This is a genomic window from Bradyrhizobium zhanjiangense (assembly GCF_004114935.1).
Lineage (GTDB): Bacteria > Pseudomonadota > Alphaproteobacteria > Rhizobiales > Xanthobacteraceae > Bradyrhizobium > Bradyrhizobium zhanjiangense.
This window is the reverse complement of record NZ_CP022221.1, coordinates 3,760,444-3,787,131: the sequence shown is the minus strand read 5'-3', so window position 1 is coordinate 3,787,131 and position 26,688 is coordinate 3,760,444. Positions and strand designations below refer to the sequence as shown.

The window sequence follows — 26,688 nt, the reverse complement described above, 5'->3', positions numbered from 1 at the left end:
CACGCAACTCTGAATCAGATGTGATCTCGGCGATACGAATCGATTGGTTAGCTCTGGGGGTAATCAATGAGCGGAGAAGCCGGTTGCATTGTGTGTAGCAGGGCAAGAGCGGTCGTAGCGATCGTTCCGATCGCCAGAGGATATGCCCTGAAAGTATATGAATGCTCCTGTTGCCATAGCACGCTGCAGCTCGTGACTCGGGTCACAAAGGCCGCGCTGATCAAGCAGCAGCTCAAAACTCTTCCTCGCGTTGAGAAGCCGTTGCGCCCGCCTGTTCGCAGGGTGCCACAGGCGTTCGCGAACTAGACACGCAAGGCGTCTCAATTCGGCTTTTGCGTCGGCTTGCCGTCGATCTTGGGCAGATCGCCGGCCAAGGCGGACTGATCCCCGCCGCCATTAGCCCGGCGGGCCATTTCGACCGTGAGCCGCTCGGCGGCCTCGGGCGACATCAGCCCGAGGATGTCCGACATCTTCCGCGGCGCGATGGCCGAGGCGATCTCGATCAGCACGCCCATCTCGAGCCGGTCGAACACCCGTGCGGCATCCTTCGGCTTCATGCCTTCATACATGGTGACGAGGCCCTTCATGCGCTGGGCTTCGGCCGCCTTCTGCTCGGCCTGGGTCGCGGAGATGCGGGTTTCCACCGCCTTCATCTCCTCGACCTTGTTCTCGATGCGCTTCTCGGCCGATTTGAGCAGGCTCTCGCGGATGTCGATCTCGCGCTGGCGGGCCTCGATCTCCTGGCGGCGTGCCTGCAACCGCTCGAGGATCGCGCGCTCGGAGGCCGACACCTGCGGCTGGGCCTCGTCCATCTTGACCACGGTGCCTTCGGGCTTGGTCTCGGGAGCAGCCGGTTTCGGCGCCTCCTTCGGCGCGCCATGGGTCGATCCGGTGATATCAGGGTCCTCGCGACCGGTCGGGAAGTTCAGATTCTCCTGCGCCCAGGATTTCTTGGCCTGGTTCGGCTTGTAGTCGAACACATAGCCGCCATTGATCACGAGACCCGCGACCTTCAGCGTGGCGAGACCTGCGACGGCGACCACGACGACCGGGATGACGCGGATGTTACGAAAGGACTTCATACCCTGACTTTATGCGGCAAGGCCGTTGGATCGTCGGCGCTCGGAGAAAGCTTCGGCCGCCGCCGCCACCGCCTTCGCCGACGAAGGCTTGGCCGCGGGCGCGGCAACCATTTCCGGATTAGTCACGGGGCGCGCGGCGATCGCGATCTTGGACAGGCGCCGCACCACGTTGTCGGCTTCGCCGAGCTGCTTGTAGAGCTGGTCGGACATCTGGGTTGCCGCCGCAAGCTGGCTGCCGAGGTTCTCGTTGACGTCGCGCACGGCGAGCTTCAGCCCGCCTATCGCGCGCTCGGCGATCTCGGTCGCGGTGATCAGCTCGCCGATCACCGCCTTCAGCGAATGCTCGTCCGCCTTCAACCGCGTCAGGCGCTTGTTGAGCATGACGCAGTAGACGATCGTCAGCATCAGCAGGATAGCCACCAACGACTCGATCGCCATTCCCAGGGAGTGGTTCATGGGGCCTCCATCATCTTGTTCTGCTCGTCCACCTTCTCGAACATCGCAAGTGTCGTACTTGGCTTGCGCAGGGGTTTCGTCACGCGGATCGCGACGCGGTCGCCGACCCGGCCCATCCGCCCTTCGGTCAGCGTGACGCTGCCGCAGCGCACCGACACGTTGGCATCCGCGCGCATCTCGAGCGGCAGCGTGTCGCCGACCTTGAGCCGCATCAGCTGCTTGAGTGGAATGTCGGCCTCGTAGAGCACGGCATCGACGGCGATCTCGGCCTGCACGATCTCGGTGGCGAAATGCCCCTCCCAGACCGGATCGCGGCCGAACTTTTCGCCCATGAACATCTGGAGCAGGACGCCCCGGATCGGTTCGATGGTCGCATAAGGCAGCAGCAGCTCGATGTTGCCGCCGCGGTCTTCCATATCGATGCGCAGGCGCACCAGGATCGCGGCGTTGGCGGGCCGGCTGATCGCGGCGAAACGCGGATTGGTCTCGAGCCGATCGATCGTGAAGGTCACCGGGGATAGCGGCCGGAACGCCTGCTCGGCGTCGGCCAGCACCACCTCGACCAGCCGCTTGACCAGCTCGGTCTCGATCGTGGTGTAGGGCCGCCCCTCGATGCGGAGCTGGCTGGTCCCGCGGCGACCGCCGAGCAGCACGTCGATCATCGAGTAGATCAGGTTGGAATCGACCGTCGCCATGCCGAAGTTTTCCCACTCCTCGGCCTTGAACACCGAGAGCACGGCCGGCAGCGGGATCGAGTTCATGTAGTCGCCGAAGCGCACCGAGGTGATACGATCGAGCGAGACTTCGACGTTGTCGGAGGTGAAATTGCGCAAGCTCGTCGTCAACAGCCGCACCAGGCGGTCGAAGACGATTTCGAGCATCGGCAGACGCTCGTAGGAGACCATCGCCGAATCGATGATCGCGCGAATGCCGGAATGGTCGTCGAGCGTGACGTCGCCGACGGTGAAGCCGAGGAGATTATCGATCTCCTCCTGCGACAGCACCCGTTCGCCGGAGTTCTTGCCGGTGCCGAGATCGCGGCTGCCGTCCTCGACCATGGCCGCCCATTGCAGGGCCATGGTCTCGGATAATTCGTTCTCGGCGGCAGCCTTCGCGGCCTCCGCAGGATCCTCGGAATCGAGCGAAGCCTCCCATTGGGCGGCAATCGCATCCTGGTCCATCTGCTCGTTGCCGGCCATGGTGCTAGCTCATTATCCTCACTGCACCACGACTTCCTTGAACAGCACCGCGCTGACCTGGATCGGGGCGACCGCCGCGTTGACGCGCTTGGTCAGCTCCTCCTTGAGGCGGAAGATGCCGGCGGAACCGTTGAGGTCGGAGGGGCGCAGTTCGCGCACATAGGTCTGGAAGAGGTCGGTGACGCGCGGCATCGTCGGCTTGATCGCCTCGATCTGCTTCTCTTCCTTCAGCTCCAGCACGATCTTCAGCCGCAGATATTGCACCCGCTCGCCGGGCGCGCCAGCGAGGTTGACCATCATGTCGGGGACGTCGACGAAAGCCGGCGGCTTTGGCGGCGGCGCCGCCTCGGCATGGTGCTCGTCATCGCCGTGACGGAAGAAGAACCAGGTCGCAGCACCGCCGCCGAGGACGGCGAGCAGGCCGACAGCCATGATGATGAGCTTGAGCTTGTTCTTCGGCGGAGCGGCTTCCGCGCCCTCGGCGGCTGCACCGCCTTCCGCTTCGTTCTCTGCCATGGTCGCCGCGCCCGGATCTCTCAAAGGGGTCGATAGAGCGAAGCCTCAGACAGTGACGCGATACAAATGCCCCCGGCGCAATGCGCTCCTCTTCATGGCAAACGCTACGGTAATAATGGTTAACGGAATCTTTCGATTGGGCCTCCGCTAGGAAAAATCTGCCGGGCAAACATGGCTAACAGAACCTTTCTGCCGCCCTCCCGCGCCCCGAAAATTCATCAACAATTTGAAATTACACACTTTTTCGAGTTGGCACGGCTTTCGCTGAGAAAGAGCCGAGACCTGACGGTTTGGGAGAACCAGACGGTCTCGTTCACGGGGTCCGCCAAGGCGCTTGGGAGAGCGAGGTGGCAGATCTCACTCAGGGGAGATTTCCGATGCAGAACGCGCTTCTGATCGGCTTGTCACGGCAGATGACGTTGGAACGGCAGATGGATGTCATCGCCAACAACGTCGCCAATGCCAATACCAACGGCTTCAAGGCCGACCATTCGCTGTTCGAGGAGTTCCTCAACTCGAACGCGCGTGAGGACAATTTCATCGGCTCCGACCGCCGGGTCTCCTATGTGCAGGACCGCGGCACCTTCCGCGACGTCGGCCAGGGGCCGATGGAGCCGACCAACAACCCACTCGACATGGCGATCGACGGTAACGCCTATTTCGAGGTGCAGGCCAATGGCGGCGAGCGTTACACCCGCGACGGCAAATTCTCGCTCAACAGCACCGGCCAGCTCGTCACCTCCGACGGCAACCTCGTGCTCGGCACCGCCGGCCCGATCACCTTCCAGCCGACCGACCACGACATCAACGTCGCACCCGACGGCACCATCACGGTGCTCGAGGGCACGGCGAAGACCGACTCGATCCGCGGCAAGATCCGCATGGCCACGTTCGACGATCCGACCAAGCTGACCAAGCTCGGCGCCAACCTCTATGACGTAGGCTCCGCCGTCCCGCAGGCCGACACCAAGTCCAGCGTGCGCCAGGGCTACGTCGAGAAGTCGAACGTCAACGCCGTCGGCGAGATGAGCCGCATGGTGGAAGTCATGCGCAGCTACACCGCCATCGCCAATCTGCTCCAGCAGCAGAGCGACCTCCACAAATCGGCGATCGAGAAGCTCGCCGACGTTCCGGCCTGATTGAGGGAGAACTGACATGCAGGCGCTTCACACCGCAGCGACCGGAATGGCGGCACAGGAACTCAACGTTCAGGTGATCTCCAACAACATTGCCAACCTGCGCACCACCGGCTTCAAGAAGCAAACCGCGGCGTTCCAGGATCTGATCTACGAGCACGTCCGCCGCGTCGGCGCGCAGTCGTCCGACCAGGGCACCATCCTGCCGGTGGGCGTCGACATCGGCGGCGGCGTCAAGACCGTCGGCACGCCGCGCAGTATGACGCAGGGCACGCTGTCGCAGACCGGCAACGATCTCGACCTCGCGGTCTCAGGCGAAGGCTTCTTCAAGATCCTGATGCCCGACGGCACCTACCAGTACACCCGCGACGGCACCTTCCAGATGGACAATCAGGGCCGCATCGTCACCGCGCAAGGCAACCCGGTGCAGCCGACGATCACGATCCCGAACAACGCCTCGGGCCTGACCGTCAACGTCCAGGGTCAGGTCTCGGTGACGCTGCCGGGCTCGTCGACCTCGACCATCCTCGGCCAGATCGGCCTGACCCGCTTCATCAACAAGGCGGGCCTCCAGCCCGTCGGCAGCAATCAGTTCACCGAGACGCCTTCCTCCGGCCCGCCCCAGGACGGCACCGCGACGGCCGAAGGTTATGGCAACATCACGCAAGGAAGCCTCGAGCAGGCCAATGTCGACGTCGTCTCGGAGATGAGCGACCTGATCGCGGCCCAGCGCGCCTACGAGATGAACGCCAAGGTGATCAGCGCCGCCGACCAGATGATGCAATCGACCACGGCGCTGTTCCGCTGAGGTGATGACGATGATCCGGACCACCCTCGCCACGATCTCCGCTCTTCTCGCGCTGGCACTGCCGGCGGCGGCAGCCGACGATTTCATCGCAGCGCCGACGCTGCGCGCGAGCGTCAGCGTGACCTCGGACGTGGTGCGGGTCGGCGATCTCATCGACAACGCAGGATCGGCCGCGCTGATCCCGGTCTACCGCTCGCCCGATCTCGGCACCACCGGCACGCTGACGGTCGCGCAGGTATTGTCGGTGCTCCGCGCGAAACAGGTGATCGGCGTGATGACGGGCGATATCAAGGAGGTCCAGGTCACCCGCCTCGCCCGCACGCTCGTCAGCAAGGACCTCGAAGCCGCGGTCGCCTCCACGCTCGAGCGCCGCTTCGGACTTGGCGACGCCGCCAACATCACGGTCACGTTCGACCGCGGCATCTCCGACATGCGGCTCGACGCCTCCAACACAGGTGCGCTCCAGCCGGTCTCAACCCGCTATGACGCCCGCAGCGGCCGTTTCGACGTCGCCTTCGAGATCAACAACGACAACAATCCAACGCCGACCAAGCTCCGCTTCACCGGCACCGCGATCGAGACGGTAGAAGTGGCCGTGCTGACGCGCGACATCGACCGCACCGAGCTCCTGAAATCCTCCGATGTCTCGCTGGAGCGCCGGCCGAAGGCCGAGGTCACCGGCGAGCCCGCTTCGCGCGATCGTACCGTCGGCATGCAGCTGCGCCGGCCGATGCGCGCGGGCATGCCGATCCGCGTCGCCGACATCGTCAAGCCCGACTTCGTGGTGCGCGACCAGACCGTCACCATCATCTACCAGGTGCCCGGTCTCTATCTCACCACGCGCGGCAAGGCGATCGAGAGCGGTGCCGAGGGCGACACCGTCAGCGTGCTCAATCCGCAATCCAAGCGCACGCTGACCGGCGTCGTCACCGGCCGCGGCCAGGTCACGGTCCAGGGCGCAAGCCAGTCCGCACCGATGGCGCCCGCGGTCGAGCAGACCTCGTCGCTCAAGCGTGACGATGTGCCGGCGGCCGCAGCCCTGGCGCAGAGCCTGATCCAGGCGCCGGCGTCTCCCGCCCAGATCGCACAAGCCCAGATTCCGCAAGTTCGCGTCTCGCAAGCTCCAGCCAAGTCAGAGTAAGTCATGTCTCCGTTCAGTTCGGCTTCCCGTCTTCGTCGCATCGCGATCTCTGCCCTGCTGCTCGCAACCTGCGCGCTGGCGAGCGGCTGCTCCTCGATCGACCGCCTGTCGCAGATCGGCGAGCAACCAAAATTATCGGCGATCGACAATCCGACGACGCAGCCCGGCTACAAGCCGGTGCAGATGCCGATGCCAAAGCCGGAAGTCGCCTCCTACAATCCGAACTCGCTGTGGCGTAACGGCAGCCGCGCCTTCTTCAAGGACCAGCGCGCGCGCCAGGTCGGCGACCTCCTGACCGTGACCGTGAACATCACGGACAAGGCCAACCTCTCCAACGAGACCCAGCGTAGCCGCACCAGCAAGGAAGACTCAGGGATTACGGACTTCATCGGCAGCCAGACAGTCACGCAGCCGCTCAAGGTTCTCCCCGGACGGCTCCTCACTACTGACTCGACGTCCTCGGCCGACGGCAAGGGCTCGGTCAACCGCCAGGAAGCGTTGCAGACCAACGTCGCCGCGGTTGTGACGCAGGTGCTGCCGAACGGCAACCTCGTGGTCGAGGGCAAGCAGGAGATCCGTGTCAACTTCGAGATCCGCGAGCTCGTGGTCGCCGGCATCGTCCGCCCCGAAGACATCCAGAGCGACAACACCATCGATTCAAGCAAGATCGCGCAGGCCCGCATCGCCTATGGCGGCCGCGGCCAGATCATGGACGTGCAACAGCCGCGCTACGGCCAGCAGGTCATGGACGTGCTGCTGCCCTTCTAAGCCTCTTTAAGAGCTCCCACATCGTGTTCGCGAACCTAGGCGCGAACGACGATGTACGACGCGGCCCTCGCTAGCTCCCCTGGCGAGGGCCGCATGTATTTTGCGAAAGGCGGCTGCGAGCTCATGGCTTTACGGCCAGTTGGTGCACTCAAGCTCGGCCCCAGCCCCGGTCATTGCGAAGCAATCCAGACTGTCGCCGCGGAAAGACACTCAGTTGCTCAAGCAGCAGCTTGCCGCGACGAGCCGCGCCGCGGCTTCTGACGCACGACCAAATCGACCTTATAGTCCAGCCGATCCAGGCAGCGCACCAGACGTTCGATCGAGAACTTGCCGACACGCCCGGTGACAATGCTGGAAACGTCGGGCTGCTTCAGACCCAACAAAGCTGCGGCCTTTGCCTGAGTGAATTTTCGACGCTTGAGGATATCGCGAATTTCACGAACGAGCTTGGCCTTGAGCAGTTCCTCCTCGGGATTGGCAAAGCCGAGATCAGCAAACACATTATCGCTGCCGACCGTGATGTTCTTGTCATCGCTCATTTGCGGTCTTCCTTGACGTAATTCTCATGGTAGTGAGCCTCGGCGAGCTTCAAACGCGCCGTGATGAGGTCGATGTGATGCTTGGGCGTTTCGCTTCCCCTCTTCGACTTCTTCTGAAAAGCATGAAGAACATAGATCCTGCCGGCAAAGCGAACCGTGTAGACCGCCCTGAAGGTGTCGCCGTCGAAGTCATCGACCACTTCAAGCACGCTCCTCCCACCAAATCCTATCACGCCTTGACGCGCGGATGCTCCGAACCGTTCTGCGCATCGTCGATCGCAAATCCCATGACGCGGCGAACCTCGTCCGGAAATGCGCGCAGATCGTGCAGGGACGAGCCAATCCAAATTGTCGGCTTGCGCCCGGTCATTTCCCGCTCCGTGACTTATAGCAGTTTTGCTATCAAAGCTCAAACCGCCCTCCGCAATTTCGGATTTTTGAAAATTCCGGTCACCTCATTATGTTCTCGTTCTGTTCCATCCACAAGAGGGCGTATCGCGATCGTCACGGATGGATGGAATGCGGTGGCCGCGACGGCGTCGGCGCGCAATGTTGGTTGCAGGGCGGGAATTCCGTGAGCAGCCGCGTGGGCGATACGACACGACGCTGACAGCGTTTTCGCGCAGGTCTCGATGGTGAGCGCACGCCAGCCATCGAGGGTCCGGCGAGGATGCGCGCGGACGGAGAAGTCGTGTGGTCCTGACGCCCGGGGTCTGTGCGTCAAGCCGTGCGGTGATGCGAACTGCCCGACCGGGTGCGCGCATCAGCCATCCGGCGCGGGGGGCAATAGTGCATCGCTCCCCGAGGAGAGCACGAAGGACACCGTTAAAACCATTCGCGCAGGGAAGGCCGGGATGTCTCCGGCGTCACCTGTGATCCACCCGTGCGCGTATCCTTCGCACACGGGATTGCGGGTGCCAGCCGGCGCCCGGCCTTCCCTGCGCCTTCTTCAGGAGGGCGAGACGATTGCAAGACTCGGGCGGAAGATGCCGCGAGGATGAGAAGGCGTGTCCGTGATTGTGATCTCAATGGAAAGAACGAAGTCGTGCTCCCATACTCCGTCATTGCGAGCGCAGCGAAGCAATCCAGACTGTCTCCGCGGAGAGACCCTGGATTGCTTCGTCGCAAGAGCTCCTCGCAATGACGAACTTGGCCGACCGCGGTCTTCTCTCTCAACTGTCATCGCCCGCGAAGGCGGGCGATCCAGTATTCCGAGACATCAGTGATGAACCGAAAGGCCTTGGCCTACGGGATTTCCCGCCTTCGCGGGGAACGACTGCGGAGGGTGCCGCAACGCCGCCTCACGTAAACTCCGCCTCCACCGTCCCCAGCCCGTCCAGCTCGATCCGCACTTTGTCGCCGGCTTTCAGCCAGAGCGTCTTCACCAGGCTGCCGGTGAGCACGAGTTGCCCCGCGTGCAGGCCCTTGCCTTCGGCGGCAAGGTGGTTGGCGAGCCAGGCGAGCGCGTTGTGGGGGTGACCGAGCACGTCGGCGCCGGTGCCTTGGCTCACCTCCTCGTCGTTGACGATGGCGCGGCCTTTCACCGCCATCAGATCCGGCACGGACGAGCGCGGAACCAGGGGTCCCAGCACGCAGCCGGCGGCGAAGAAATCGTCGGCGATCAGGGTCGGCGCGCCCATAATCTCCCACTTCACGTAGCGATCGTCGACGATCTCGATCGCGGGATGGTAGGCCTCGACGGCCTCGCCGACCCATTCGGCGGTGAACGGCGCCTCGCCGGCGGCAAGGTCACGCTTCAGCCGGACCGCGATCTCGCACTCGACGCCGACACGGACATAGTTGGAGGCGGCGAGCTTCGCGCCACTCTCGTGGACGCCATTCTGGAACACGCCGCCGCCGCAGGGATGCGGGATGCCGATGTAGTCCTGCATCACCTGGCTGGTGCAACCGATCTTGTAGCCGACGAGCGGCCCGACATGGGGCAGCAGGAGATCGTGCAGGGCACGCTGGACTTGATAGCCCTCGGCTTCATCGGCCGGGGGACGCTTCAGCGCCGCGAGCGGCGCATGGTTGCGGCGCGCCAGCGCGATCGCCTTTGCGGCTTCGAGAATCCTGTCCATCGGCGCCGCCTCCCACGCTACGCATTCGATGGCGACACTTCAGCATCCCCGCTCCGGCCTGACAAGCGCGGGCGGCGGTCGGCTGACGGGCTGCTCCCCGCGTTTAAGGAAATATTGAATTGGTCTGGGCCTTATGGGGCGCGCGCCTTGCGGGCCCCCGCGACCGGCGCCCGAATCGTGATTACAGCGATCCTTGATGCTGCTGGATCAACGCCTCAACATCCGAGTCGATCTCGTTGATGCGACTCGCAAAACCTCCCGCACCTGAAGTGAAGGCTGTTTCTCATCCGACCTCACGTGAGCCCGGAGGAATCGAATCTAGAGCGTTGATCGCGATTCACTTTTCGCGATTGCGCCCTCGCATTGAAGCGCGCGGCTTTCAAGCGACAGGCAAAACGCCAATCGCGACGCCCAAAGGCGCCTTGCGTCCAAAAACAAAGAGCCGCAACTCTGCGGCTCGGGCTCTATTCGTCGCGATAGACCTTCTCGCGCTTCTCGTGGCGCTCCTGCGCTTCCACCGAGAGCGTCGCGATGGGCCGGGCCTCGAGCCGCTTCAACGAGATCGGCTCGCCGGTTTCCTCGCAATAACCATAGGTGTTGTCCTCGATACGCTGAAGCGCGGCGTCGATCTTGGAGATCAACTTGCGCTGGCGGTCGCGGGCGCGGAGTTCGATGGCACGGTCGGTTTCGGACGAAGCCCGATCGGCAAGATCGGGGTGGTTCACGTTCTCCTCCTGCAGGGCTTGCAGGGTGAGCTTGGACTCTTTGAGGATCTCATCCTTCCAGGCGAGGAGCTTCAATCGGAAGTACTCCTTCTGCCGGTCGTTCATGAAAGGCTCTTTGTCGGTCGGTCGGTAGTTTTTCAACTTTTCCAAGGGTGGCCTATCTGTCTAAGCAACGACTCGCAAACGGAACGGGGTCCGTTGAGCGGGGCCTTATATAGCGGCCTCCTATGACAGACAATATTTCCCTGATCGCTCGGGGGCCACCCCCAAGTCCTTGCACAAGAACGTTTATCCGCAAAGACCCGGGGGCGGCTGCCGGCTCAGTAACCGACCGTGAAACGCTGCCTCAGATGGGCCGGCCGCTCGATCTCGTCGGCGAGCGCAATGGCGTAGTCGGCGAAGGTGATCCAGCTCTTGCCGTTCGCATCTGCGAGAAGTTGGTCGGTCCCGAGCCGGAACCTGCCCGTCCGCTCGCCCTCGACGAACAGCGCCGACGGCGAGATGAAGGTCCAGTTCAGGTTCTTTTCCTGCCGCAACAGGTCCAGAAAGGCGGAACCCTTCTCGGCCTCGGCCTTGTACTGGGCGGGAAATCCGGGAGTCGTGACTAGCTTCACGCCCGGAGCGACCTCTAGGCTGCCAGCGCCACCGACGACGATGTAACGGCCCACCTTCGAGTCTTTCGCCGCGCCGATCAGCTTGAGCGGATCGCTGGCCAGGAAGTGCACGGAACTCACGGCGACGTCGTGTCCGGCCCACAGCTTCGCGAGGCCGGCCTGATCGAGCACCTCGCCCTTGGTGGGCGTGACGTTCGGCAGGGCCGCGATCTTTTCCGGATTGCGGGCAATAGCAGTAACCGTATGGCCACGAAGGGACAGTTCCTTGGTGATTTCCGACCCGGCCCGGCCCGAGGCGCCGGCGACTGCGATTTTCATGGAAGGCTCCTTTGCTGCTATAGTAACTAGTGGTTACTAGATATCGCAAAGAATGCTGGTGTTAAGAGAGCACTTTGTGCTTACCTGATAACGCTGGAGTAACCGGCATGCCTATTCGCAAACGGTCAGAATGGATCCGAGGACCCGACGATGAAACCCGACGTTTATGCAGCGAACTGTCCGACGCGCCAGATCCTCGATCGCGTCGGCGACAAATGGGCGGTGCTGATCCTCTTGCTGCTGCGCGAGGAGCCGATGCGCTTCAATCAATTGCGCCGCACGATCGAGGGCATTTCACAGAAGATGCTGAGTCAGGTTCTCAAATCGCTCGAACGCGACGGCCTGCTCAGGCGCCGTGCCATCGCGACCGTGCCTGTCACGGTGGAATATTCGATCACGCAGCTCGGGCTGACGCTGGCGGCGGCGGTCGATCCCCTGCGCGATTGGGCCGAGCAGAATTTGAAGGACGTGCTCGCCGCCCAGCGCCGCTACGATTCACAGCAGAAGGAGGAAGCGGCGTAAGGGCTACGCCTGCCCGGCCTTGGCGAGCTCGACTTCGACGCGCAGCTCGATCTCGGAAAGCACAGCATCGAGACCGGAATCTCCCGACGACGATTTGAGGTTCGCTGCGGCATCGCGCAGCCGCATCACGGTCGACGCGTCGAGATTGCCGGACAGGAGCCCCATCTTGAGATCGTCGAGCACGTCGAGTGCGGTCCTACCGCGGGCGACCGAGCGCTTGCGGCGCTCGACCGGATCCTCGTCGACGCCTTGCAGTGCAAGCAGCGCATCGATGTTAGCGGCAGCTTTCGGCGCCGCAGCACTCCGCGTCTCCTGCGCCGACGAGGTGTCGGGCAGGACGAAGGTGCCGGATCCCGTCCGCCTGGCCTGGCTGGCCGGCGCTCCAAGCGTGGTGCCGTTCGGTCCGTAGATGCGCATCGCAGCAATCCGGGTGATCGATGCCTCACCTTCGCCGTTTTATGGTTAACGGCGCGTAAACGGCTCGGCAAAATCTGCCGACAGGCGGCAGTTTCGCGCCTCAGGGCGAACGTCGGCTGACACCGATCGAAACAGATTTATTCAACCTATTCAGCCACCTACCCTCGCTGCCCCGGGTTGGCACAGCGCTCGCAAGGAAAGCGCCGGACCAGCTCGTCATGGGAGTGTCGCAGCCGGTCCTTCGATTTGAGGAGCCTTTTAAGGAGCCTTGGGGAGCAGAGGATGTCAGGCGTTCGGTGGGTGAGGATTGTTGGGGTGGCCTGTGCCGCGCTGTCAGCGCTGGCGCTCTCGGTCACGCCTGCAAGCGCGACATCGCGAATCAAGGACCTCGCCAACATCGAGGGCGTGCGGCAGAACCAGCTCATCGGCTACGGCCTCGTCGTCGGCCTCAACGGCACCGGCGACACGCTCAACAACATCCCGTTCACCAAGCAGTCGCTGCAAGCGATGCTCGAGCGCATGGGCGTCAACATCCGCGGCGCCACCATCCGCACCGGCAACGTCGCCGCCGTGATGGTGACGGGCAACCTGCCGGCGTTCGCCACACAGGGCACGCGCATGGACGTCACCGTCTCAGCGCTCGGCGATGCCAAGAACCTGCAGGGCGGGACCTTGCTCGTGACACCCCTGTTAGGTGCCGACGGCAACGTCTATGCGGTCGCACAAGGCTCGCTCGCGATCTCCGGCTTCCAGGCCGAGGGCGAAGCGGCGAAAATCGTGCGCGGCGTGCCGACCGTGGGGCGCATTGCCAACGGCGCCATCATCGAGCGCGAAATCGAGTTCGCACTCAATCGCCTGCCAAACGTGCGTCTGGCCCTGCGCAATGCCGACTTCACCACCGCCAAGCGCATCGCGGCCGCCGTCAACGACTATCTCGGCGTCAAGACCGCCGAGCCGATCGACCCCTCGACGGTGCAGCTGTCGATCCCGCCGGAGTTCAAGGGCAACGTCGTCGCCTTTCTCACCGAGATCGAGCAGCTCCAGGTCGATCCCGATCTCGCCGCCAAGATAATCATCGACGAGCGGAGCGGCATCATCGTGATGGGCCGTGACGTCCGCGTCGCCACCGTCGCGGTCGCGCAAGGCAACCTCACCGTCACGATCTCCGAGAGCCCGCAGGTGAGCCAGCCCAACCCGTTGTCGCGGGGACGGACCGTGGTCGCGCCACGCAGCGCCGTCACTGTCACCGAGGACGGCAAGAAGCTGGCCGTGGTTAAGGACGGCGTGTCGCTCCAGCAGCTCGTCGACGGCCTCAACGGCCTCGGCATCGGTCCCCGCGACATGATCAGCATCCTCCAGGCGATCAAGGCCGCTGGTGCGATCGAAGCCGACATCGAGGTGATGTGATGCAGACCGGTACGATCAACACCCCGCGCGCCGCCACCTCTTCGGCCTTCTCGGTCGAGAGCCGCAAAGGCCGGCCGGACTTCGAGCTCGCGAGCGCTCTGCAAAAGGTCTCGCCGCAACAGCAGGCCAAGGCGCAGAAGACCGCCACCGATTTCGAGGCGATGTTCCTCAACAGCATGTTCTCGCAGATGACCTCCGGCCTGAAGGGCGAAGGCCCGTTCGGCGACACGCCCGGCACCGGGGTGTGGCGCTCGATGCTGACGGAGCAATATTCCAAGAACTTCGCCAAGGCCGGCGGCGTCGGCATCGCCAACGAAGTCTACCGCACCTTGATCATGCAGCAGGCGAAAACGATCCGCACGGCATAAGGTTAAACGAGATGAACCATTTCAACGCCTCACGTCAGCCGATGCAAGCGCAGCGTCCGAATATTGCGCCCGGCAGCGCCGAGGCCCGCAAGCTCGCGGAGAACCTGATGGATGCGATGAGCGCCCTGCTCGGACTGATCGAGCGCGAGACCGAGCTCGTGCGCGCCGGCAAGGTCCACGAGGCGATGACGCTCGAGGGCAAGAAGCAGGAGCTGTCGCGAAACTATGTCGGCGCCGTCAGCCAGCTGAAGGCGAACCAGGTCCAGCTCGCGAAATCTGCGCCCGAGCTGCTCTCGACGCTGCATCGCCACCACGACGCATTCCGCGCGATGCTTCAGGTCAACCTCACCGTGCTCGCCACCGCACACGCCGTGTCCGAGAGCGTCGTGCGCGGCGTCAATGCCGAGATCCAGAAGCGCAACGTGCCGAACACCTATACCGCCGCCGGTCGTCGCGCGGCTCCCGGCCCGCGCCACATCACGCCGCTCGCGGTCAGCCGCTCGCTCTGAGCGCCCGCAATAACAAGAGACAATTTTATAAAAAACCGCGCGGCGATGTCGTCGCGCGGTTAGGCATGTTCCCTAACCGGACCTTCAGGCTTGGTGTTCCATGCTTGCGCGATTAGAGGGGTGGGATTTGACTCAAGCAAGGCAACCAGGAGGCTGCCATGAGTACAGATTTCAGCATCCGGCCGGTGGGGATCCCGGCCCCCGTGCAGATCGTAACGACGTCGAACGCGGCGGCGAACGAGGCTGTGCAAACTGATTTGCCGGTGAGCCAGACGGTCGCCGCGAGCGATACGGGCGCGCCCGTGCGCAATGATTTGCCGAACCACGAGAACGTCTCGCGTCAGGTCGTGTTCGACCAGGCGGCCGCATCCTTCGTCTTCCAGGTCGTCAACGAGAGGACCGACGCGGTGGTCAATCAGTTTCCCGACGAAGCGATGCTGCGCCGGCGGGCCTATTTCCATGCGCTTGATCTGAAGTCCGAACACTCGCGTCCGCTCAGCACCGACCGCAGCGCCTGACGCTCAGGCGTCGAGCTTGGCCTGTGAGAACGACGGTCGAGAGCTCATGATGTTCGCGATCACGGTCGGCCGGACAAACCGGCAGCGATATTCCTGTTGATCTCGATAAGCGGACGGAAGTGATCGAATTGCGGGCTCATCTGCAATGCTGCGGTCTGGCTCAGCACGAACACGCTGATGTTGGCGATCTTCTGCCGGACGTCGAGCGGCTGCGGATTGGTGTCACGCATGGCCTCGCTCAAGAAGATCGTCCAGAGCTTGCGGTTGAACATCAGGGCCTGCATGGTCTGCTCGCTGAGTGGATCGGCGCTGTTGACGGCATCCTGCAACTTGTTCGCGGCCTTGAGCAGAGTCTGCGCCTCGATGTCGCGAGGAGATGCGGTGGTCGTTGCAACGCGCGCATAAGCTGAGGCAGCAGAATTCGACATCAATCACACCTTGGAGGTTTACCTAGCCCGTTGAACGCGCTTAAGGATTTCTTTCCCAACCCTAGGCAGCACCGCTTAAGATTTGCTTACGTGTGTGCTTGGAAGCCCTCCGGTTTATTACGGGTCGCGGAGTCCCTCTCCATCGCGAAGCTAGATGTGCACACGCGCGCTGTAAACACGTCTCGCATGATGCGCATCGATCTCAGCTAATCCTGTCTTAGCGATCTCCATAAAAACGGCGGAGCATCAGCTCCGCCGCGATATTCCCGTTCATTGTCCTGCGCTGCGAGATTAGCGGAGCAGCTGGAGCACGCTCTGCTGCGACTGGTTGGCCAGCGACAGCGCAGAGACCGCGATCGACTGGCGGGTCGACAGCGCCTGGCTGTTGGCTGCTTCCTCGTTGGTGTCGGCCAGCGTCAGGTTGGACGAGCCGGTCTGCAGCACGTTGATCAGGTTCTTCGAGAAGTCCTGGCGCACCTGCACGATCGAGAGGTTCGAGCCGAGCGCGGAACCTTCCGAGCGCAGCGTGCTCGAGGCCGCATTCAGGCTCGCCAGCACCTTGTTGGTCGCACCGTTGTCGATGAAGTCGACGCCGTTGACGAGGTTGCTGAGGCCGAGGCCGGCCGCGTTGAACACCACGCCGTTGATGCTGAGCGTCGAGCTGCCGGTCTCGTTGAAGACGAGCTTGAGCGTGTCGCCGTTTAGCAGGTTGACGCCGTTGAACGAAGCGTCCTGCGAGGTGGTGTCGATCTGCGCCAGGATGTTGTTGAACTGGTTGACCAGATTGGAGCGCGCCGTCTGCGCCACGGGATCCTGGATCGGCGGCTGCGCGGTCGTGAAGGCAACCGTGCCGGTGATCGTGCCGCCGACGGCGCCGCCGGCGGTCACCGAGCCGAGCGTCGAAGAGGCGTATTCGTTGACGGTGGTGATCGTGAGCACGCCGTTGGCGTCGATCGTCGCCGTCAGGTGGTTGGCCTGAAGCTGGTTATTGAGCTGGTCGAGCGTCTTGACCGTGCCGTTGGTGCCGTCGCCGAAGGTGACGTTCACGGGCGTGCCGCCGTTGAAGGAGGTGAAGGTCAGCGTCTTGCCGGAAATGCTGCCCGGACCCGGCGAGCGGCCCGCGGTAAAGGCGGTGCCCGTGCCGGTCGGACCGGTCAGCCCGAACGCGGACAACGCGTTGCCCGTTCCGGTGATCGACAGATCTGCGGTGGTGCCGGTGCTGAGCTTGAGAGCGCCGTTGACGACCGAGGACAGCGACGATCCGCTCGCCGCGACCACGGCGCCGGCGCTGACGATGCCGGCGCCCGATGCCAGGTCGACCGCGTTCAGCGAATCCTGGACGGTTGCGCCCTGGAGATAGACAATGGAGTTGCCATTGTTGTCGGTCACGATGTTGCCGATCTTGGTCGACCCCGTCGGCGCCGCGGCAGGGACGGCCGCGTTCTTGAACGTGACTGTCTTGCCGTCGACGTTGAGCGTGGAGCCGTCCTGAACGAGCGTGCCCAGCGTGGCCGAGGTGGTCAGACGCGCCTTGGTCACATTGACATTGCCGGAGCCGGTCGCGGTCGTCAGGCCCAGCGCCTTGAGGAAGTCGGCCTTGCCGGTGATGCTGAGATCGGCGCCGGTGCCGGTGGTGAGCGTGAGCTGGCCGCCGGCGATGGAAGCGTTGGTGCCCGAGGAGTTCGACAGGGTTGCGGTGCCGCCCGCGATCGCAGCCTTCTGCACGCCACTTGCGAGATCGATCGCATCCATCACGTCCTGGACAGTTGCAGCCGGCAAAGCGTTTGTTCCGAGGTAAACCGTGGAGTTGCCATTACCGTCGGTGACGACGTTGTTGTTCTTGCCGGAGCCGGCGGGAACGTTGGCGACCGCAGGTGCAGCCCCGGCCCTGAAGGTAATGGTCTTACCGTCGACGATGAGGACGTCGCCGTCCGATGGAGCACCGTTCGTCGCGATGGTAGTGGCGCTCGGTGTACCAAGCAGAGTCAGACCCGTAGCCAGGCTGGCAGCGGTGCCGGCACCGTCGGGAGCGGCGTTACCGGTCAGGGATTGCGAAATGCCACCGAGCGTGGTGCCAGTGGTGATCGGAGTCGTACCGCCGGCCGTGCCGTTGGTGACGACGTTGCCGGTCGCCGTCGCATAAGTGTAGCTCGTGGTGCCGCGCAGATCCGCGGGCGTCGCGCCGGGGATCGTGGTCGAGATGTTCGACTTTGTCGAGTAGCCGACCGTGGTCTGGAGCGCCTGGTTGGCGATCGACTTGGCACTGTCGATCAGCTTCTGCAGCGAGGTGATGCCGGTGTTGGCCGCCTGAAGCACCTGCACACCGTTGTTGATCCCATCGAGCAGGTTGCTGATGTCGCTCGCCCGATTGTCCAGCCCCTGCGCGGTGAAGAAGTTGGTGGGGTTGTCCAGCGCCGTGTTGACCTTCTTGCCGGTCGACAGTCGGGACTGGGTGGTGGCGAGCAGGTCGGCCGTTGATTGCAGCGACAACAGGTTCTGGCGAACTGACGCCGAGAGAACGATGTTGGACATTGGCGGTCTTCCTTTTGAACCGGATACGAATCGGGCTCGCCGATCTGGAAAGCGGGCTTTTGTCGAGTTTTAGGGGCTGTCCTTTAAAGTATGGTTAACGGCGACTTAAGGGATAGGGTTAATGCAGGGTTAGCGCCCTCACCGGCTCGGAACACGGGCTCCATCGAGCTTTTGCACGAACGAAAAAAGCGGCGGGGCCGAAGCCCGCCGCCGGTTTTAGTTCCGTGATTTCAGACGCTTATTAGCGGAGCAGCTGGAGCACGCTCTGCTGCGACTGGTTGGCCAGCGATAGCGCTGAGACCGCGATCGACTGGCGGGTCGACAGCGCCTGGCTGTTGGCCGCTTCCTCGTTGGTGTCGGCCAGCGTCAGGTTGGACGAGCCGGTCTGGAGCACATTGATCAGGTTCTTGTTGAAGTCCTGACGCACCTGCACGACGGAGAGGTTCGAACCGAGCGTCGAGGCTTCCGAACGCAGCGTGCTCGAGGCTGCGTTCAGCTTGGCCAGCACCCTGTTGGTCGCGGAGTTGTCGATGAAATCGACACCCTGCACCAGGCCAGCCAAACCCAGACCCTTCGAGTTGAAGGTCACGCCGGTGATGTTCAGGCTCGATTTGCCGGTCTCGTCGAACACCAGCTTGAGCTGATCGCCGTTCAAAAGGTTCACGCCGTTGAAGGAGGAGTCCACCGACGTCGTGTCGATCTGCGACATGATGTTGTTGTACTGGGCAACCAGGTTCGAGCGGGTGGCCTGGGCAACTGCGTCGACGGTCGGCGTCGTCGCGTTCGTCCAGGTCAGTGAGGTCGTGATCGTGCCACCGATGGTGCCACCAGCGACGGCAGATCCGATCGTCGAGGACGCATAGTCGTTGGTGGCCGAGACCGTGAGCAGGCCGTTGGCGTCGATCGTCGCCGTCAGGTTGTTGGCCTGAAGCTGCGTGTTGAGCTGATCGAGCGTCTTGACCGTGCCGCCGGTGCCATCGCCGAAGGTGACGTTGACCGCCGCGCCGCCGTTGAAAGAGGTGAAGGTCAAGGTCTTGCCCGAGACGCCGCCGGCCGACGCGGCGCGGCTCGCCGTGAAGGCGGTGCCGGTGCCGGTCGAGCCAGTCAGGCCGAGTGCGGACAATGCGTTGCCCGAACCTGTGATCGATAGATCCACGTTCGCACCGGTCGAGAGGTTGAGCGCGCCGGCCACGATCGACGAGTTCTTGGCGCCTGCGGTCGTCTGCAGGGCACCGGAAGCACCCGCCGTCTTGACGGTCTGCACACCGGTCGCGAGATCGATGGCATTCAGAACGTCGTTGACGTTGCCGGCCTGAAGGTAAACGGTCGAGTTGCCGTTTCCATCCGTGACCAGATTGCCGACCTGGGTGGAACCCGTTGCGACTGTCGTGGGCGTCTTCGCGTTCGAGAACGTGATCGTCTTGCCGTCCACGTTCAGCGTCGATCCGTCCTGAATCAGGGTTCCGAGCGTGGTCGAAGCGGTCGAACGCGCCTGGGTGACGGTGACTTGGCCGCTGCCCGCCGCGCCCGTCAGGCCGAGGGCCTTCAGAAGGTCGGACCTGCCGGAAATGCTGAGGTCAGCGCCGGTACCCGTGTTCAGGGTGACCTTGCCGGCAGCGATGCTGTTAGCAGTTGCGCCGCCGCTCAGGGTCGCAGCGCCACTGGCGATCGAGACCGTCTGAGCTCCGCTGGCAATGTCGATGGCATTCAGCAGGTCCTGCGCAGTACCCGTCGCAGCCGTAGCGCCAAGATAGACGGTTGAGTTACCGTTACCGTCCGTGAGGACATTGCCGATGGTACCGGATCCCGACGGGATATTCGCCCCGGTCGGAACGTCCGCGGCCTTGAAAGTGATCGTGTGTCCATCCACGGTCAGCGTTTCGCCATCGGTGGGAGCGCCGTTGGCGGCGATGGTCGTCGCACCGGCGGTACCGGCCAGCTTCAAGGCGCCGCTGAAGGCGGTCGTACCGTCGCCGGCCACTGCAGCCGAGCCGGTCAGGGCAGCCGAGACACCGCCGAGCGTCGTCGTTCCGGTCGCAACCGTCGCGCCGCCGGCAGCGCCGGAGAACAGCACGTTGGAGAGCGCGGTCGTGCTGGTGTAAGTCGTGGTGCCGCGCAGGTCGGAGGCCGTCGCGCCAGCAATCGTGGTCGAGACGTTCGACTTGGTCGAATAGCCGACCGTGGTCTGCAGCGCCTGATTGGCGATCGACTTGGCGCTATCCAGCAGCTTCGACAGCGAGGTGATGCCGGTGTTGGCGGCCTGCAGAACCTGCACGCCGTTGGCGATGCCATCGAGCAGGTTGTTGATGTCGCTGGCACGATTGTCGAGCGACTGGGCGGTGAAGAAGTTGGTGGGGTTATCCAGTGCCGTGTTCACCTTCTTGCCGGTCGACAGACGCGACTGGGTGGTGGCGAGGAGGTCGGCGGTGGACTGGAGAGAGAGCAGGTTCTGGCGAACCGACGCAGAGAGAACAATACCGGACATAACTCTTACCCTTCTGGTTTACGCGTCTTCGTTCGATCGCTTCGGATCGAGTGACGGGCACAGCTTGCGCGGACATGGCTAACAAAGGATGAAATCTGCTCACGAGCCGTAAGCGCCGATTCACCATAAGGCAGCGGAAGCGAGTCGATGCCGGTGACGATCGACCTGAAACTCTTCACGTTTTTTCGGCGTTTGCTCCCTGTTAACCATAACCAACAGTTACTTTTTCAGAGCCGCCAGACCACCTCTCGATCGGCTGCGCAAAAAGAAAGCGGCGGGGCCGAAGCCCCGCCGCCATGACTTGATTGCGATTTCAGACGCTTATTAGCGGAGCAGCTGGAGCACGCTCTGCTGCGACTGGTTGGCCAGCGATAGCGCTGAGACCGCGATCGACTGGCGGGTCGACAGCGCCTGGCTGTTGGCCGCTTCCTCGTTGGTGTCGGCCAGCGTCAGGTTGGACGAGCCGGTCTGGAGCACGTTGATCAGGTTCTTGTTGAAGTCCTGACGCACCTGCACGACGGAGAGGTTCGAACCGAGCGTCGAGGCTTCCGAGCGCAACGTGCTCGAGGCCGTGTTCAGCTTGGTCAGCACCTTGTTGGTCGCGGCGTTGTCGATGAAGTCGGTGCCCTGCACCAGACCAGCCAGACCCAGACCCTTCGAGTTGAAGGTCACGCCGGTGATGCTCAGGTTGGACTTGCCGGTCTCGTCGAACACAAGCTTGAGCTGATCGCCGTTGAGCAGGTTGACACCGTTGAACGACGCGTCCAGCGAGGTCGTGTCGATCTGCGTCATGATGTTGTTGTACTGTGACACCAGGTTGGTGCGGGTCGCCTGGGCAACAGCATCAGCAACCGGCGCGGTCGCGTTCGACCAGGTCAGGGTCGAAGTGATCGTGCCGCCGATGGTGCCGCCAGCGGCGGCAGATCCGATCGTCGAGGACGCATAGTCGTTGGTGGCCGAGACCGTGAGCAGGCCGTTGGCGTCGATCGTCGCCGTCAGGTTGTTGGCCTGAAGCTGCGTGTTGAGCTGATCGAGCGTCTTGACCGTGCCGCCGGTGCCATCGCCGAAGGTGACGTTGACCGCCGCGCCGCCGTTGAAAGAGGAGAAGGTCAAGGTCTTGCCCGAGATGCCACCCGACGCCGCGGAACGGCTCGCCGTGAAGGCGGTGCCGGTGCCGGTCGAGCCCGTCAGGCCGAGCGCCGACAGCGCATTCTTGGTGCCAGTGATCGATAGATCCACGTTCGCACCGGTCGAGAGGTTGAGCGCGCCGGCCACGATCGACGAGTTCTTGGCGCCTGCGGTCGTCTGCAGGGCACCGGAAGCACCCGCCGTCTTGACGGTCTGCACACCGGTCGCGAGATCGATGGCATTCAGAACGTCGTTGACGTTGCCGGCCTGAAGGTAAACGGTCGAGTTGCCGTTTCCATCCGTGACCAGATTGCCGACCTGGGTGGAGCCCGTTGCGACTGTCGTGGGCGTCTTCGCGTTCGAGAACGTGATCGTCTTGCCGTCCACGTTCAGCGTCGATCCGTCCTGAATCAGGGTTCCGAGCGTGGTCGAAGAGGTCGAGCGCGCCTGGGTGACGGTGACTTGGCCGCTGCCCGCCGCGCCCGTCAGGCCGAGGGCCTTCAGAAGGTCGGACCTGCCGGAAATGCTGAGGTCAGCGCCGGTACCCGTGTTCAGAGTGACCTTGCCGGCAGCGATGCTGTTAGCAGTTGCGCCGCCGCTCAGGGTCGCAGCGCCACTGGCGATCGAGACCGTCTGAGCTCCGCTGGCAATGTCGATGGCATTCAACAGGTCCTGCGCAGTACCCGTCGCAGCCGTAGCGCCAAGATAGACGGTTGAGTTACCGTTACCGTCCGTGAGGACATTGCCGATGGTACCGGATCCCGACGGGATATTCGCCCCGGTCGGAACGTCCGCGGCCTTGAAAGTGATCGTGTGTCCATCCACGGTCAGCGTTTCGCCATCGGTGGGAGCGCCGTTGGCGGCGATGGTCGTCGCACCGGCGGTACCGGCCAGCTTCAAGGCGCCGCTGAAGGCGGTCGTACCGTCGCCAGCCACTGCAGCCGAGCCGGTCAGGGCAGCCGAGACACCGCCGAGCGTCGTCGTTCCGGTCGCAACCGTCGCGCCGCCGGCAGCGCCGGAGAACAGCACGTTGGAGAGCGCGGTCGTGCTGGTGTAAGTCGTGGTGCCGCGCAGGTCGGAGGCCGTCGCGCCAGCAATCGTGGTCGAGACGTTCGACTTGGTCGAATAACCGACCGTGGTCTGCAGCGCCTGATTGGCGATCGACTTCGCGGAGTCGAGCAGCTTCTGGAGCGAGGTGATGCCGGTGTTGGCGGCCTGCAGCACCTGCACGCCGTTGGCGATGCCATCGAGCAGGTTGTTGATGTCGCTGGCACGGTTGTCGAGCGACTGGGCGGTGAAGAAGTTGGTGGGGTTATCCAGTGCCGTGTTCACCTTCTTGCCGGTCGACAGACGCGACTGGGTGGTGGCGAGGAGGTCGGCGGTGGACTGGAGGGAGAGCAGGTTCTGGCGAACCGAGGAGGAGAGAACGATACCGGACATACTGTTACCTTTCTGGTAGCTACGCGTCCTGCTTGACCGAGATTGATCAAACGACCGGCGGACCGTGCGTCCAAGCCTCTAACAATCCGTGAAATGAAATCTCCGGTTTGTTCGCGTCGCGCCCCAAATCGGCCTATCGAGAGCTTCCCCGCCGCGGTCTCGACAGCACTCAATCACCTGAAAATGCTAAGTTTTTTACCGCAATTTCCGGCGTTTACGACCCGTTAACCACATTCGGCAAGGATCAGCTCCAAATCAGAGCCGACTGCCGTCATCGCGTGGGCGCGCAGGAGTTCGTTACAAAACAATCGATGGAGAACAGGCATGGCTCTCAAGGTCGAGCTTAAACCGCACGAACGGATCATCGTCGGCAACTCCGTGATCACCAACACGGACCAGCGCGCACGTCTTCTGATCGACGGCGAGAACGTGCCGATCCTGCGCGAGCGCGACATCCTCACGCCGGAGACCGCCGACACCCCCGCCAAGCTCGTCTATCTGGCGGTTCAGCTGATGTACATTTCGCCGGATCCGCAGACTCAGCACGGCACCTACTTCAATCTCGTGCGTGACATCGTCACCGCGGTGCCGAGCTCCTGGCCGATCATCGAAGGCATCAACAACAACATCATGAGCGGCGACCTCTATCGGGCCCTCAAGGAGGCCCGCAAGCTGATCGCCTATGAAGACAAGCTGCGCGATCAGTACAAAGCCACCCATCCGAACGGCGACGTCAGTTCGGCCGCCTGATCGAGCCGCATCCTGCCTGAACGACAATGGCCCGGATCAGCTCCGGGTTCGTTTTCATCGGCGTTTCGTGGTCACTGCGCCGCGAGCGGCGGCGCCTCGACCTCGATCAGGCCGCCGCTGCGCTGCGCGCCGAACTTGAGCACGGCCGCAACCAGCGCATCGATGTCTGTTTCCTCGGTGCGATGATTGACGATCGCCGCGCGGATCGCGAACTTGCCGTCCAGCGTCGTGCTCGACGGTGCCGCGATGCCGGACTCCTGGATGTCGGCGACAACCTCGCGGTTGACCGCGTCGCCTGCGCGATACCGGAAGCAGACGATGTTGAGGTTCACCGGCGCCAGCAATTCCAGCCGCGGCTCGGCCAGAATGCGCGCCTCCAGATATTTTGCCAGCGCGCAGCTTCGCGCGATCACCGCGCCGAGGCGATCGGTCCCGAACGTCTTCAGCGTGAACCAGGTCTTCAGCGCGCGGAAGCCGCGCGACAGATCGGGGCCGAGATCGCAGGGCCAGACCGTGCCGGCCGCAAGCCCCCTCGCCTCGCGACTGAGATAGGCCGCCGGCTGCGCAAAGGCCTGCCGATGCTGCTCGCCGTCGCGCACCAGCAGGAAGCCGGCATCGTACGGCACCTGTCCCCATTTGTGGAAATCGAGCGCAATGGAATCGGCGAGCTCGATGCCGCCGAGCAGTGGCGCGAGCTCAGGCGAGAGAATTGCGAGCGCACCGAAGGCACCGTCGACGTGAAACCAGATCCCTTCCTCGCGGCACAGCTCCGCGATTGTTCTGAGATCGTCGATCGCGCCGACATCGACCGTACCCGCAGACGCGACCACCAGGAACGGCTTGAAGCCGACCTCGCGGTCAACAGCGATCTGCGCGCGCAGCGCGGCAACATCGATGCGATGATCGGCATCGACACCGATCTTGCGTAGCGCATCCGTGCCGAGCCCGGCAATGTCCATCGCCCGCGAGATGCAGCCATGTGCAGCGTGCGACGTATAGGCCGTAAACAGTGCGCCGTCATTGCCGATACCGTGCTGGCGCGCCAGCGTGCCGAGTGCGTTCGTACGTGCCACCAGCACCGCCATCAGATTGGCCATCGACGTGCCCGTGACGAAGATGCCGCTCGCGTCTTCCGGAAAGGCGAACAGGCGGCGCATCCACGCGACGATCTGGCGCTCAACCTCGATCGGCATGTGGTCGCGTCCGCCGAGATTGGCATTGAGGCCGGCTGCCAGCATCTCCGCGAGCATGCCGACCGCGGTGCCGCCGCCATGGACCCAGCCCATGAAGCCCGGGTGGACGTTGCCGGTCGCATAGGGCGCGACATGCGCGGCAAATTCACGATAGACATCGGCAAGGTCGCTCGCCTCGCGCGGCACGTCGGCTTTGAATGCCGCGCGGACCTCGTCGGGGATCGGCTGCCAGACGGGGCGCGCACGAACATTGGCGATGCCATCGATCGCCTCGTCTAACATGCGACGGGCCAGCGCGCGAAATTCGCTCCAGTCCTGCGGATCGAGCGAGGTGTGGGTGACGGAGCTTTGGGTGTTGCGGATGATCTCGTTCATGTTGCGCTTCCCTTGCCCGCTCGCGCATGCCGCGACAGCATCGCCGTGAACGCCGCAAATATCTTGCGCATCTGGGGCGGCTTGTACGGAAACACGACCGGCGAATCCATGTTGTGCACGACGGCGGTGTTGTCGGCTTCGAACACCAGGAGCTCGCCGTTCTGGTTCTCGGCGCAGTCGACGATGAAATAGTCGAGGCCGACGCGCCTGCTCATCTCCTCGAGCGCGCTCTTGTGGCGCGCGGCAAAGGCGTGGTCGAAGTCGAGCATGAAGACGGCCTCCTCGGCCCGCTTCTCCTCGCTGAACGCCATGTAGGCGTTTAGATACCAGATGTCCCAGCGATCGGCGATCGCCATGTGGCAGGCGTAAGGCTTGCCGTCGACCATAGCGAGGCGATATTTGCGGTAGAGCCCGTCGGGGCTAACATAGTCGACGAAGCGCGCGACGAAGAAGTCCTGCTCTTTCCGTTCGGCGAGATAGGCCGCGAGCGCCGCCGCATCAATGAGCTTCGCGAGCCCGACACCGGCATGCGAGCCGCGCGGCCGCGCGATCATCGGAAAGTGCAATTCGTCCGCGATGGCCTCGCAGGCGATTCGCCCCTGCGCAAGATCCGACAATTGCTCGCGTGTGGCGTGGACGGTCGCGGGAATGTCGAGGCCGGGCACACCCGTCAGCAGCCGATACAACTTGTCGCGATCGAGGTTGCCGATGAGATCGGGGCGATTGAGCAGCGGCCGCGGCCACTCGGGTGCGGCCTTCTCGATCAGCGCGAGCGCGTCCCGGCATTCCTCGGAATCGGATGCAATCACGATGGCGACGTCGTGCTCGGGCAAGTTCTCGGGCAGACCGACGCCCTTGACCACGTAGAGCGTCAACAGTTCGATGTCGGAACCTTCGAGCAGGAAATCGATCGGCGTGTTGCCGCCCATGTCGATGTCGGCTGCAAGCGCGAGCACGCGCAAGCCCGGTTTCGGAGCCGCGCTGGGCGTACGAAACAACTGATGGAAGGTCAGCACCTCCGATTGGATCGCAAGCCCCGCCGCCTTGTCGCCAAGGAGCTGGACGATCAGCGACAGATCCAGGCCTTCGCCGGCCTGCGCCGTCCCCTCCGTGATCCGGACGACGAGCTGGTCGCGCAACGGCTGCAAATCGACACCTTCGAAGGCCCGGCGCGTCAACTGCGCAAAGCCGATACGGTCGGCAAATTTCGGCACGGAAACCGGCTGCTGCATC

General features: G+C 63.4%; 28 protein-coding genes. 11 read left to right on the top strand and 17 right to left on the bottom strand.

What is annotated here, in order from left to right:
• Nucleotides 1–320: 320 nt before the first annotated feature.
• From XH85_RS17705 to fliL, 4 genes are read right to left on the bottom strand one after another with little or no spacing between them, the layout of a single operon-like run.
• The gene (locus XH85_RS17705; RefSeq protein WP_128932825.1) at nt 321–1,082 is read right to left on the bottom strand and encodes a MotE family protein; all 762 of its coding nucleotides are present in this window, start codon (nt 1,080–1,082) and stop codon (nt 321–323) included.
• A 9-nt stretch (nt 1,083–1,091) separates the two neighbouring features.
• Nucleotides 1,092–1,538: a DUF6468 domain-containing protein gene (locus tag XH85_RS17700; protein ID WP_091898006.1), complete on the bottom strand. Its 447-nt coding sequence runs from the start codon at nt 1,536–1,538 to the stop codon at nt 1,092–1,094.
• A complete protein-coding gene (gene fliM / locus XH85_RS17695; RefSeq protein ID WP_091898008.1) occupies nt 1,535–2,737 on the bottom strand; it encodes a flagellar motor switch protein FliM in 1,203 nt (400 codons plus the stop codon). Before fliM ends, XH85_RS17700 begins: the two co-directional genes overlap by 4 nt.
• An 18-nt stretch (nt 2,738–2,755) precedes the next feature.
• Nucleotides 2,756–3,253 (bottom strand): flagellar basal body-associated protein FliL, encoded by a 498-nt coding sequence (gene fliL, locus XH85_RS17690; RefSeq protein ID WP_128932824.1) that lies wholly within the window; start codon nt 3,251–3,253, stop codon nt 2,756–2,758.
• A 377-nt stretch (nt 3,254–3,630) separates the two neighbouring features.
• Between fliL and flgF the strand changes: the two genes are divergently transcribed.
• The 4 genes from flgF to flgH are packed head-to-tail and all read left to right on the top strand — an operon-like array spanning nt 3,631 to nt 7,106.
• Nucleotides 3,631–4,392 (top strand): flagellar basal-body rod protein FlgF, encoded by a 762-nt coding sequence (gene flgF, locus XH85_RS17685; RefSeq protein ID WP_128932823.1) that lies wholly within the window; start codon nt 3,631–3,633, stop codon nt 4,390–4,392.
• A 16-nt stretch (nt 4,393–4,408) separates the two neighbouring features.
• Nucleotides 4,409–5,197, top strand: coding sequence for a flagellar basal-body rod protein FlgG (gene flgG / locus XH85_RS17680; protein ID WP_091898014.1), 789 nt, complete (start codon nt 4,409–4,411; stop codon nt 5,195–5,197).
• 10 nt (nt 5,198–5,207) lie between these two features.
• Entirely contained in the window at nt 5,208–6,338 is a 1,131-nt protein-coding gene (gene flgA / locus XH85_RS17675; RefSeq protein ID WP_164940574.1) for a flagellar basal body P-ring formation chaperone FlgA, read from the top strand.
• Nucleotides 6,339–6,341: 3 nt separating this feature from the next.
• Complete coding sequence (gene flgH / locus XH85_RS17670; protein WP_128932821.1) at nt 6,342–7,106, top strand: flagellar basal body L-ring protein FlgH; 765 nt, start codon at nt 6,342–6,344, stop codon at nt 7,104–7,106.
• Between the two features lie 218 nt (nt 7,107–7,324).
• Here the strand turns inward: flgH and XH85_RS17665 are convergent, their stop codons facing one another.
• From XH85_RS17665 to XH85_RS17640, 6 genes are all read right to left on the bottom strand, one after another.
• A complete protein-coding gene (locus tag XH85_RS17665) occupies nt 7,325–7,645 on the bottom strand; it encodes a helix-turn-helix domain-containing protein (RefSeq protein ID WP_128932820.1) in 321 nt (106 codons plus the stop codon).
• A complete protein-coding gene (locus XH85_RS47670; protein ID WP_338025649.1) occupies nt 7,642–7,854 on the bottom strand; it encodes a type II toxin-antitoxin system RelE/ParE family toxin in 213 nt (70 codons plus the stop codon). Before XH85_RS47670 ends, XH85_RS17665 begins: the two co-directional genes overlap by 4 nt.
• Nucleotides 7,855–7,874: 20 nt before the next feature.
• Nucleotides 7,875–8,015 carry a hypothetical protein gene (locus tag XH85_RS47665; protein WP_338025648.1) on the bottom strand — a complete coding sequence of 47 codons (141 nt, stop codon included), beginning with the start codon at nt 8,013–8,015 and terminating at the stop codon, nt 7,875–7,877.
• Nucleotides 8,016–8,946: 931 nt separating this feature from the next.
• Complete coding sequence (locus XH85_RS17650; protein WP_128932818.1) at nt 8,947–9,726, bottom strand: 2-keto-4-pentenoate hydratase; 780 nt, start codon at nt 9,724–9,726, stop codon at nt 8,947–8,949.
• Between the two features lie 464 nt (nt 9,727–10,190).
• Entirely contained in the window at nt 10,191–10,556 is a 366-nt protein-coding gene (dksA, locus tag XH85_RS17645; protein ID WP_128932817.1) for an RNA polymerase-binding protein DksA, read from the bottom strand.
• A 215-nt stretch (nt 10,557–10,771) separates the two neighbouring features.
• The gene (locus XH85_RS17640; RefSeq protein ID WP_128932816.1) at nt 10,772–11,383 is read right to left on the bottom strand and encodes an NAD(P)-dependent oxidoreductase; all 612 of its coding nucleotides are present in this window, start codon (nt 11,381–11,383) and stop codon (nt 10,772–10,774) included.
• 150 nt (nt 11,384–11,533) lie between these two features.
• On the opposite strand from XH85_RS17640, the gene XH85_RS17635 reads away from it, so the two are divergent.
• Nucleotides 11,534–11,905, top strand: coding sequence for a winged helix-turn-helix transcriptional regulator (locus XH85_RS17635; protein ID WP_128932815.1), 372 nt, complete (start codon nt 11,534–11,536; stop codon nt 11,903–11,905).
• A gap of 3 nt (nt 11,906–11,908) precedes the next feature.
• On the opposite strand, the gene XH85_RS17630 is transcribed toward XH85_RS17635, so the two are convergent.
• Nucleotides 11,909–12,322, bottom strand: coding sequence for a flagellar assembly protein FliX (locus tag XH85_RS17630; RefSeq protein WP_128932814.1), 414 nt, complete (start codon nt 12,320–12,322; stop codon nt 11,909–11,911).
• Nucleotides 12,323–12,604: 282 nt separating this feature from the next.
• Between XH85_RS17630 and XH85_RS17625 the strand changes: the two genes are divergently transcribed.
• From XH85_RS17625 to XH85_RS17610, 4 genes are all read left to right on the top strand, one after another.
• Nucleotides 12,605–13,729, top strand: coding sequence for a flagellar basal body P-ring protein FlgI (locus tag XH85_RS17625; protein WP_128932813.1), 1,125 nt, complete (start codon nt 12,605–12,607; stop codon nt 13,727–13,729).
• Nucleotides 13,729–14,097, top strand: coding sequence for a flagellar assembly peptidoglycan hydrolase FlgJ (gene flgJ / locus XH85_RS17620; RefSeq protein ID WP_164940787.1), 369 nt, complete (start codon nt 13,729–13,731; stop codon nt 14,095–14,097). Before XH85_RS17625 ends, flgJ begins: the two co-directional genes overlap by 1 nt.
• A gap of 11 nt (nt 14,098–14,108) precedes the next feature.
• On the top strand, nt 14,109–14,606 hold the full coding sequence (locus XH85_RS17615) for a hypothetical protein (RefSeq protein WP_091898034.1): 498 nt from the start codon (nt 14,109–14,111) through the stop codon (nt 14,604–14,606).
• A 158-nt stretch (nt 14,607–14,764) separates the two neighbouring features.
• Nucleotides 14,765–15,124, top strand: a complete 360-nt coding sequence (locus XH85_RS17610) for a hypothetical protein (protein ID WP_128932811.1) — start codon at nt 14,765–14,767, stop codon at nt 15,122–15,124.
• Nucleotides 15,125–15,183: 59 nt separating this feature from the next.
• Here the strand turns inward: XH85_RS17610 and flaF are convergent, their stop codons facing one another.
• The 3 genes from flaF to XH85_RS17595 all read right to left on the bottom strand — a co-directional run bounded on the left by flaF (nt 15,184) and on the right by XH85_RS17595 (nt 20,569).
• Entirely contained in the window at nt 15,184–15,552 is a 369-nt protein-coding gene (gene flaF / locus XH85_RS17605; RefSeq protein WP_027560338.1) for a flagellar biosynthesis regulator FlaF, read from the bottom strand.
• A 291-nt stretch (nt 15,553–15,843) separates the two neighbouring features.
• The gene (locus tag XH85_RS17600) at nt 15,844–18,084 is read right to left on the bottom strand and encodes a DUF1522 domain-containing protein (RefSeq protein WP_128932810.1); all 2,241 of its coding nucleotides are present in this window, start codon (nt 18,082–18,084) and stop codon (nt 15,844–15,846) included.
• A 241-nt stretch (nt 18,085–18,325) separates the two neighbouring features.
• On the bottom strand, nt 18,326–20,569 hold the full coding sequence (locus tag XH85_RS17595) for a DUF1522 domain-containing protein (protein WP_128932809.1): 2,244 nt from the start codon (nt 20,567–20,569) through the stop codon (nt 18,326–18,328).
• 147 nt (nt 20,570–20,716) lie between these two features.
• Between XH85_RS17595 and XH85_RS45150 the strand changes: the two genes are divergently transcribed.
• Entirely contained in the window at nt 20,717–20,869 is a 153-nt protein-coding gene (locus XH85_RS45150; RefSeq protein WP_164940658.1) for a hypothetical protein, read from the top strand.
• A 24-nt stretch (nt 20,870–20,893) separates the two neighbouring features.
• On the opposite strand, the gene XH85_RS17590 is transcribed toward XH85_RS45150, so the two are convergent.
• Nucleotides 20,894–23,137, bottom strand: a complete 2,244-nt coding sequence (locus XH85_RS17590; RefSeq protein ID WP_128932808.1) for a DUF1522 domain-containing protein — start codon at nt 23,135–23,137, stop codon at nt 20,894–20,896.
• A gap of 324 nt (nt 23,138–23,461) precedes the next feature.
• On the opposite strand from XH85_RS17590, the gene flbT reads away from it, so the two are divergent.
• Entirely contained in the window at nt 23,462–23,887 is a 426-nt protein-coding gene (gene flbT / locus XH85_RS17585; protein WP_128932807.1) for a flagellar biosynthesis repressor FlbT, read from the top strand.
• A 71-nt stretch (nt 23,888–23,958) separates the two neighbouring features.
• On the opposite strand, the gene XH85_RS17580 is transcribed toward flbT, so the two are convergent.
• Entirely contained in the window at nt 23,959–25,455 is a 1,497-nt protein-coding gene (locus XH85_RS17580; RefSeq protein ID WP_128932806.1) for a pyridoxal phosphate-dependent decarboxylase family protein, read from the bottom strand.
• Nucleotides 25,452–26,687 (bottom strand): ATP-grasp domain-containing protein, encoded by a 1,236-nt coding sequence (locus XH85_RS17575; RefSeq protein WP_128932805.1) that lies wholly within the window; start codon nt 26,685–26,687, stop codon nt 25,452–25,454. Before XH85_RS17575 ends, XH85_RS17580 begins: the two co-directional genes overlap by 4 nt.
• Nucleotide 26,688 lies beyond the last annotated feature (1 nt).

Excerpts from the sequence above, each read along its gene's own strand:
- XH85_RS17705 (WP_128932825.1), bottom strand. The coding sequence starts at position 1,082 with ATGAAGTCCTTTCGTAACATCCGCGTCATCCCGGTCGTCGTGGTCGCC.
- XH85_RS17700 (WP_091898006.1), bottom strand. The coding sequence starts at position 1,538 with ATGAACCACTCCCTGGGAATGGCGATCGAGTCGTTGGTGGCTATCCTG.
- fliM (WP_091898008.1), bottom strand. The coding sequence starts at position 2,737 with ATGGCCGGCAACGAGCAGATGGACCAGGATGCGATTGCCGCCCAATGG.
- fliL (WP_128932824.1), bottom strand. The coding sequence starts at position 3,253 with ATGGCAGAGAACGAAGCGGAAGGCGGTGCAGCCGCCGAGGGCGCGGAA.
- flgF (WP_128932823.1), top strand. The coding sequence starts at position 3,631 with ATGCAGAACGCGCTTCTGATCGGCTTGTCACGGCAGATGACGTTGGAA.
- flgG (WP_091898014.1), top strand. The coding sequence starts at position 4,409 with ATGCAGGCGCTTCACACCGCAGCGACCGGAATGGCGGCACAGGAACTC.
- flgA (WP_164940574.1), top strand. The coding sequence starts at position 5,208 with ATGATCCGGACCACCCTCGCCACGATCTCCGCTCTTCTCGCGCTGGCA.
- flgH (WP_128932821.1), top strand. The coding sequence starts at position 6,342 with ATGTCTCCGTTCAGTTCGGCTTCCCGTCTTCGTCGCATCGCGATCTCT.
- XH85_RS17665 (WP_128932820.1), bottom strand. The coding sequence starts at position 7,645 with ATGAGCGATGACAAGAACATCACGGTCGGCAGCGATAATGTGTTTGCT.
- XH85_RS47665 (WP_338025648.1), bottom strand. The coding sequence starts at position 8,015 with ATGACCGGGCGCAAGCCGACAATTTGGATTGGCTCGTCCCTGCACGAT.
- XH85_RS17650 (WP_128932818.1), bottom strand. The coding sequence starts at position 9,726 with ATGGACAGGATTCTCGAAGCCGCAAAGGCGATCGCGCTGGCGCGCCGC.
- dksA (WP_128932817.1), bottom strand. The coding sequence starts at position 10,556 with ATGAACGACCGGCAGAAGGAGTACTTCCGATTGAAGCTCCTCGCCTGG.
- XH85_RS17640 (WP_128932816.1), bottom strand. The coding sequence starts at position 11,383 with ATGAAAATCGCAGTCGCCGGCGCCTCGGGCCGGGCCGGGTCGGAAATC.
- XH85_RS17635 (WP_128932815.1), top strand. The coding sequence starts at position 11,534 with ATGAAACCCGACGTTTATGCAGCGAACTGTCCGACGCGCCAGATCCTC.
- XH85_RS17630 (WP_128932814.1), bottom strand. The coding sequence starts at position 12,322 with ATGCGCATCTACGGACCGAACGGCACCACGCTTGGAGCGCCGGCCAGC.
- XH85_RS17625 (WP_128932813.1), top strand. The coding sequence starts at position 12,605 with ATGTCAGGCGTTCGGTGGGTGAGGATTGTTGGGGTGGCCTGTGCCGCG.
- flgJ (WP_164940787.1), top strand. The coding sequence starts at position 13,729 with ATGCAGACCGGTACGATCAACACCCCGCGCGCCGCCACCTCTTCGGCC.
- XH85_RS17615 (WP_091898034.1), top strand. The coding sequence starts at position 14,109 with ATGAACCATTTCAACGCCTCACGTCAGCCGATGCAAGCGCAGCGTCCG.
- XH85_RS17610 (WP_128932811.1), top strand. The coding sequence starts at position 14,765 with ATGAGTACAGATTTCAGCATCCGGCCGGTGGGGATCCCGGCCCCCGTG.
- flaF (WP_027560338.1), bottom strand. The coding sequence starts at position 15,552 with ATGTCGAATTCTGCTGCCTCAGCTTATGCGCGCGTTGCAACGACCACC.
- XH85_RS17600 (WP_128932810.1), bottom strand. The coding sequence starts at position 18,084 with ATGTCCAACATCGTTCTCTCGGCGTCAGTTCGCCAGAACCTGTTGTCG.
- XH85_RS17595 (WP_128932809.1), bottom strand. The coding sequence starts at position 20,569 with ATGTCCGGTATTGTTCTCTCTGCGTCGGTTCGCCAGAACCTGCTCTCT.
- XH85_RS45150 (WP_164940658.1), top strand. The coding sequence starts at position 20,717 with ATGCCGGTGACGATCGACCTGAAACTCTTCACGTTTTTTCGGCGTTTG.
- XH85_RS17590 (WP_128932808.1), bottom strand. The coding sequence starts at position 23,137 with ATGTCCGGTATCGTTCTCTCCTCCTCGGTTCGCCAGAACCTGCTCTCC.
- flbT (WP_128932807.1), top strand. The coding sequence starts at position 23,462 with ATGGCTCTCAAGGTCGAGCTTAAACCGCACGAACGGATCATCGTCGGC.
- XH85_RS17580 (WP_128932806.1), bottom strand. The coding sequence starts at position 25,455 with ATGAACGAGATCATCCGCAACACCCAAAGCTCCGTCACCCACACCTCG.
- XH85_RS17575 (WP_128932805.1), bottom strand. The coding sequence starts at position 26,687 with ATGCAGCAGCCGGTTTCCGTGCCGAAATTTGCCGACCGTATCGGCTTT.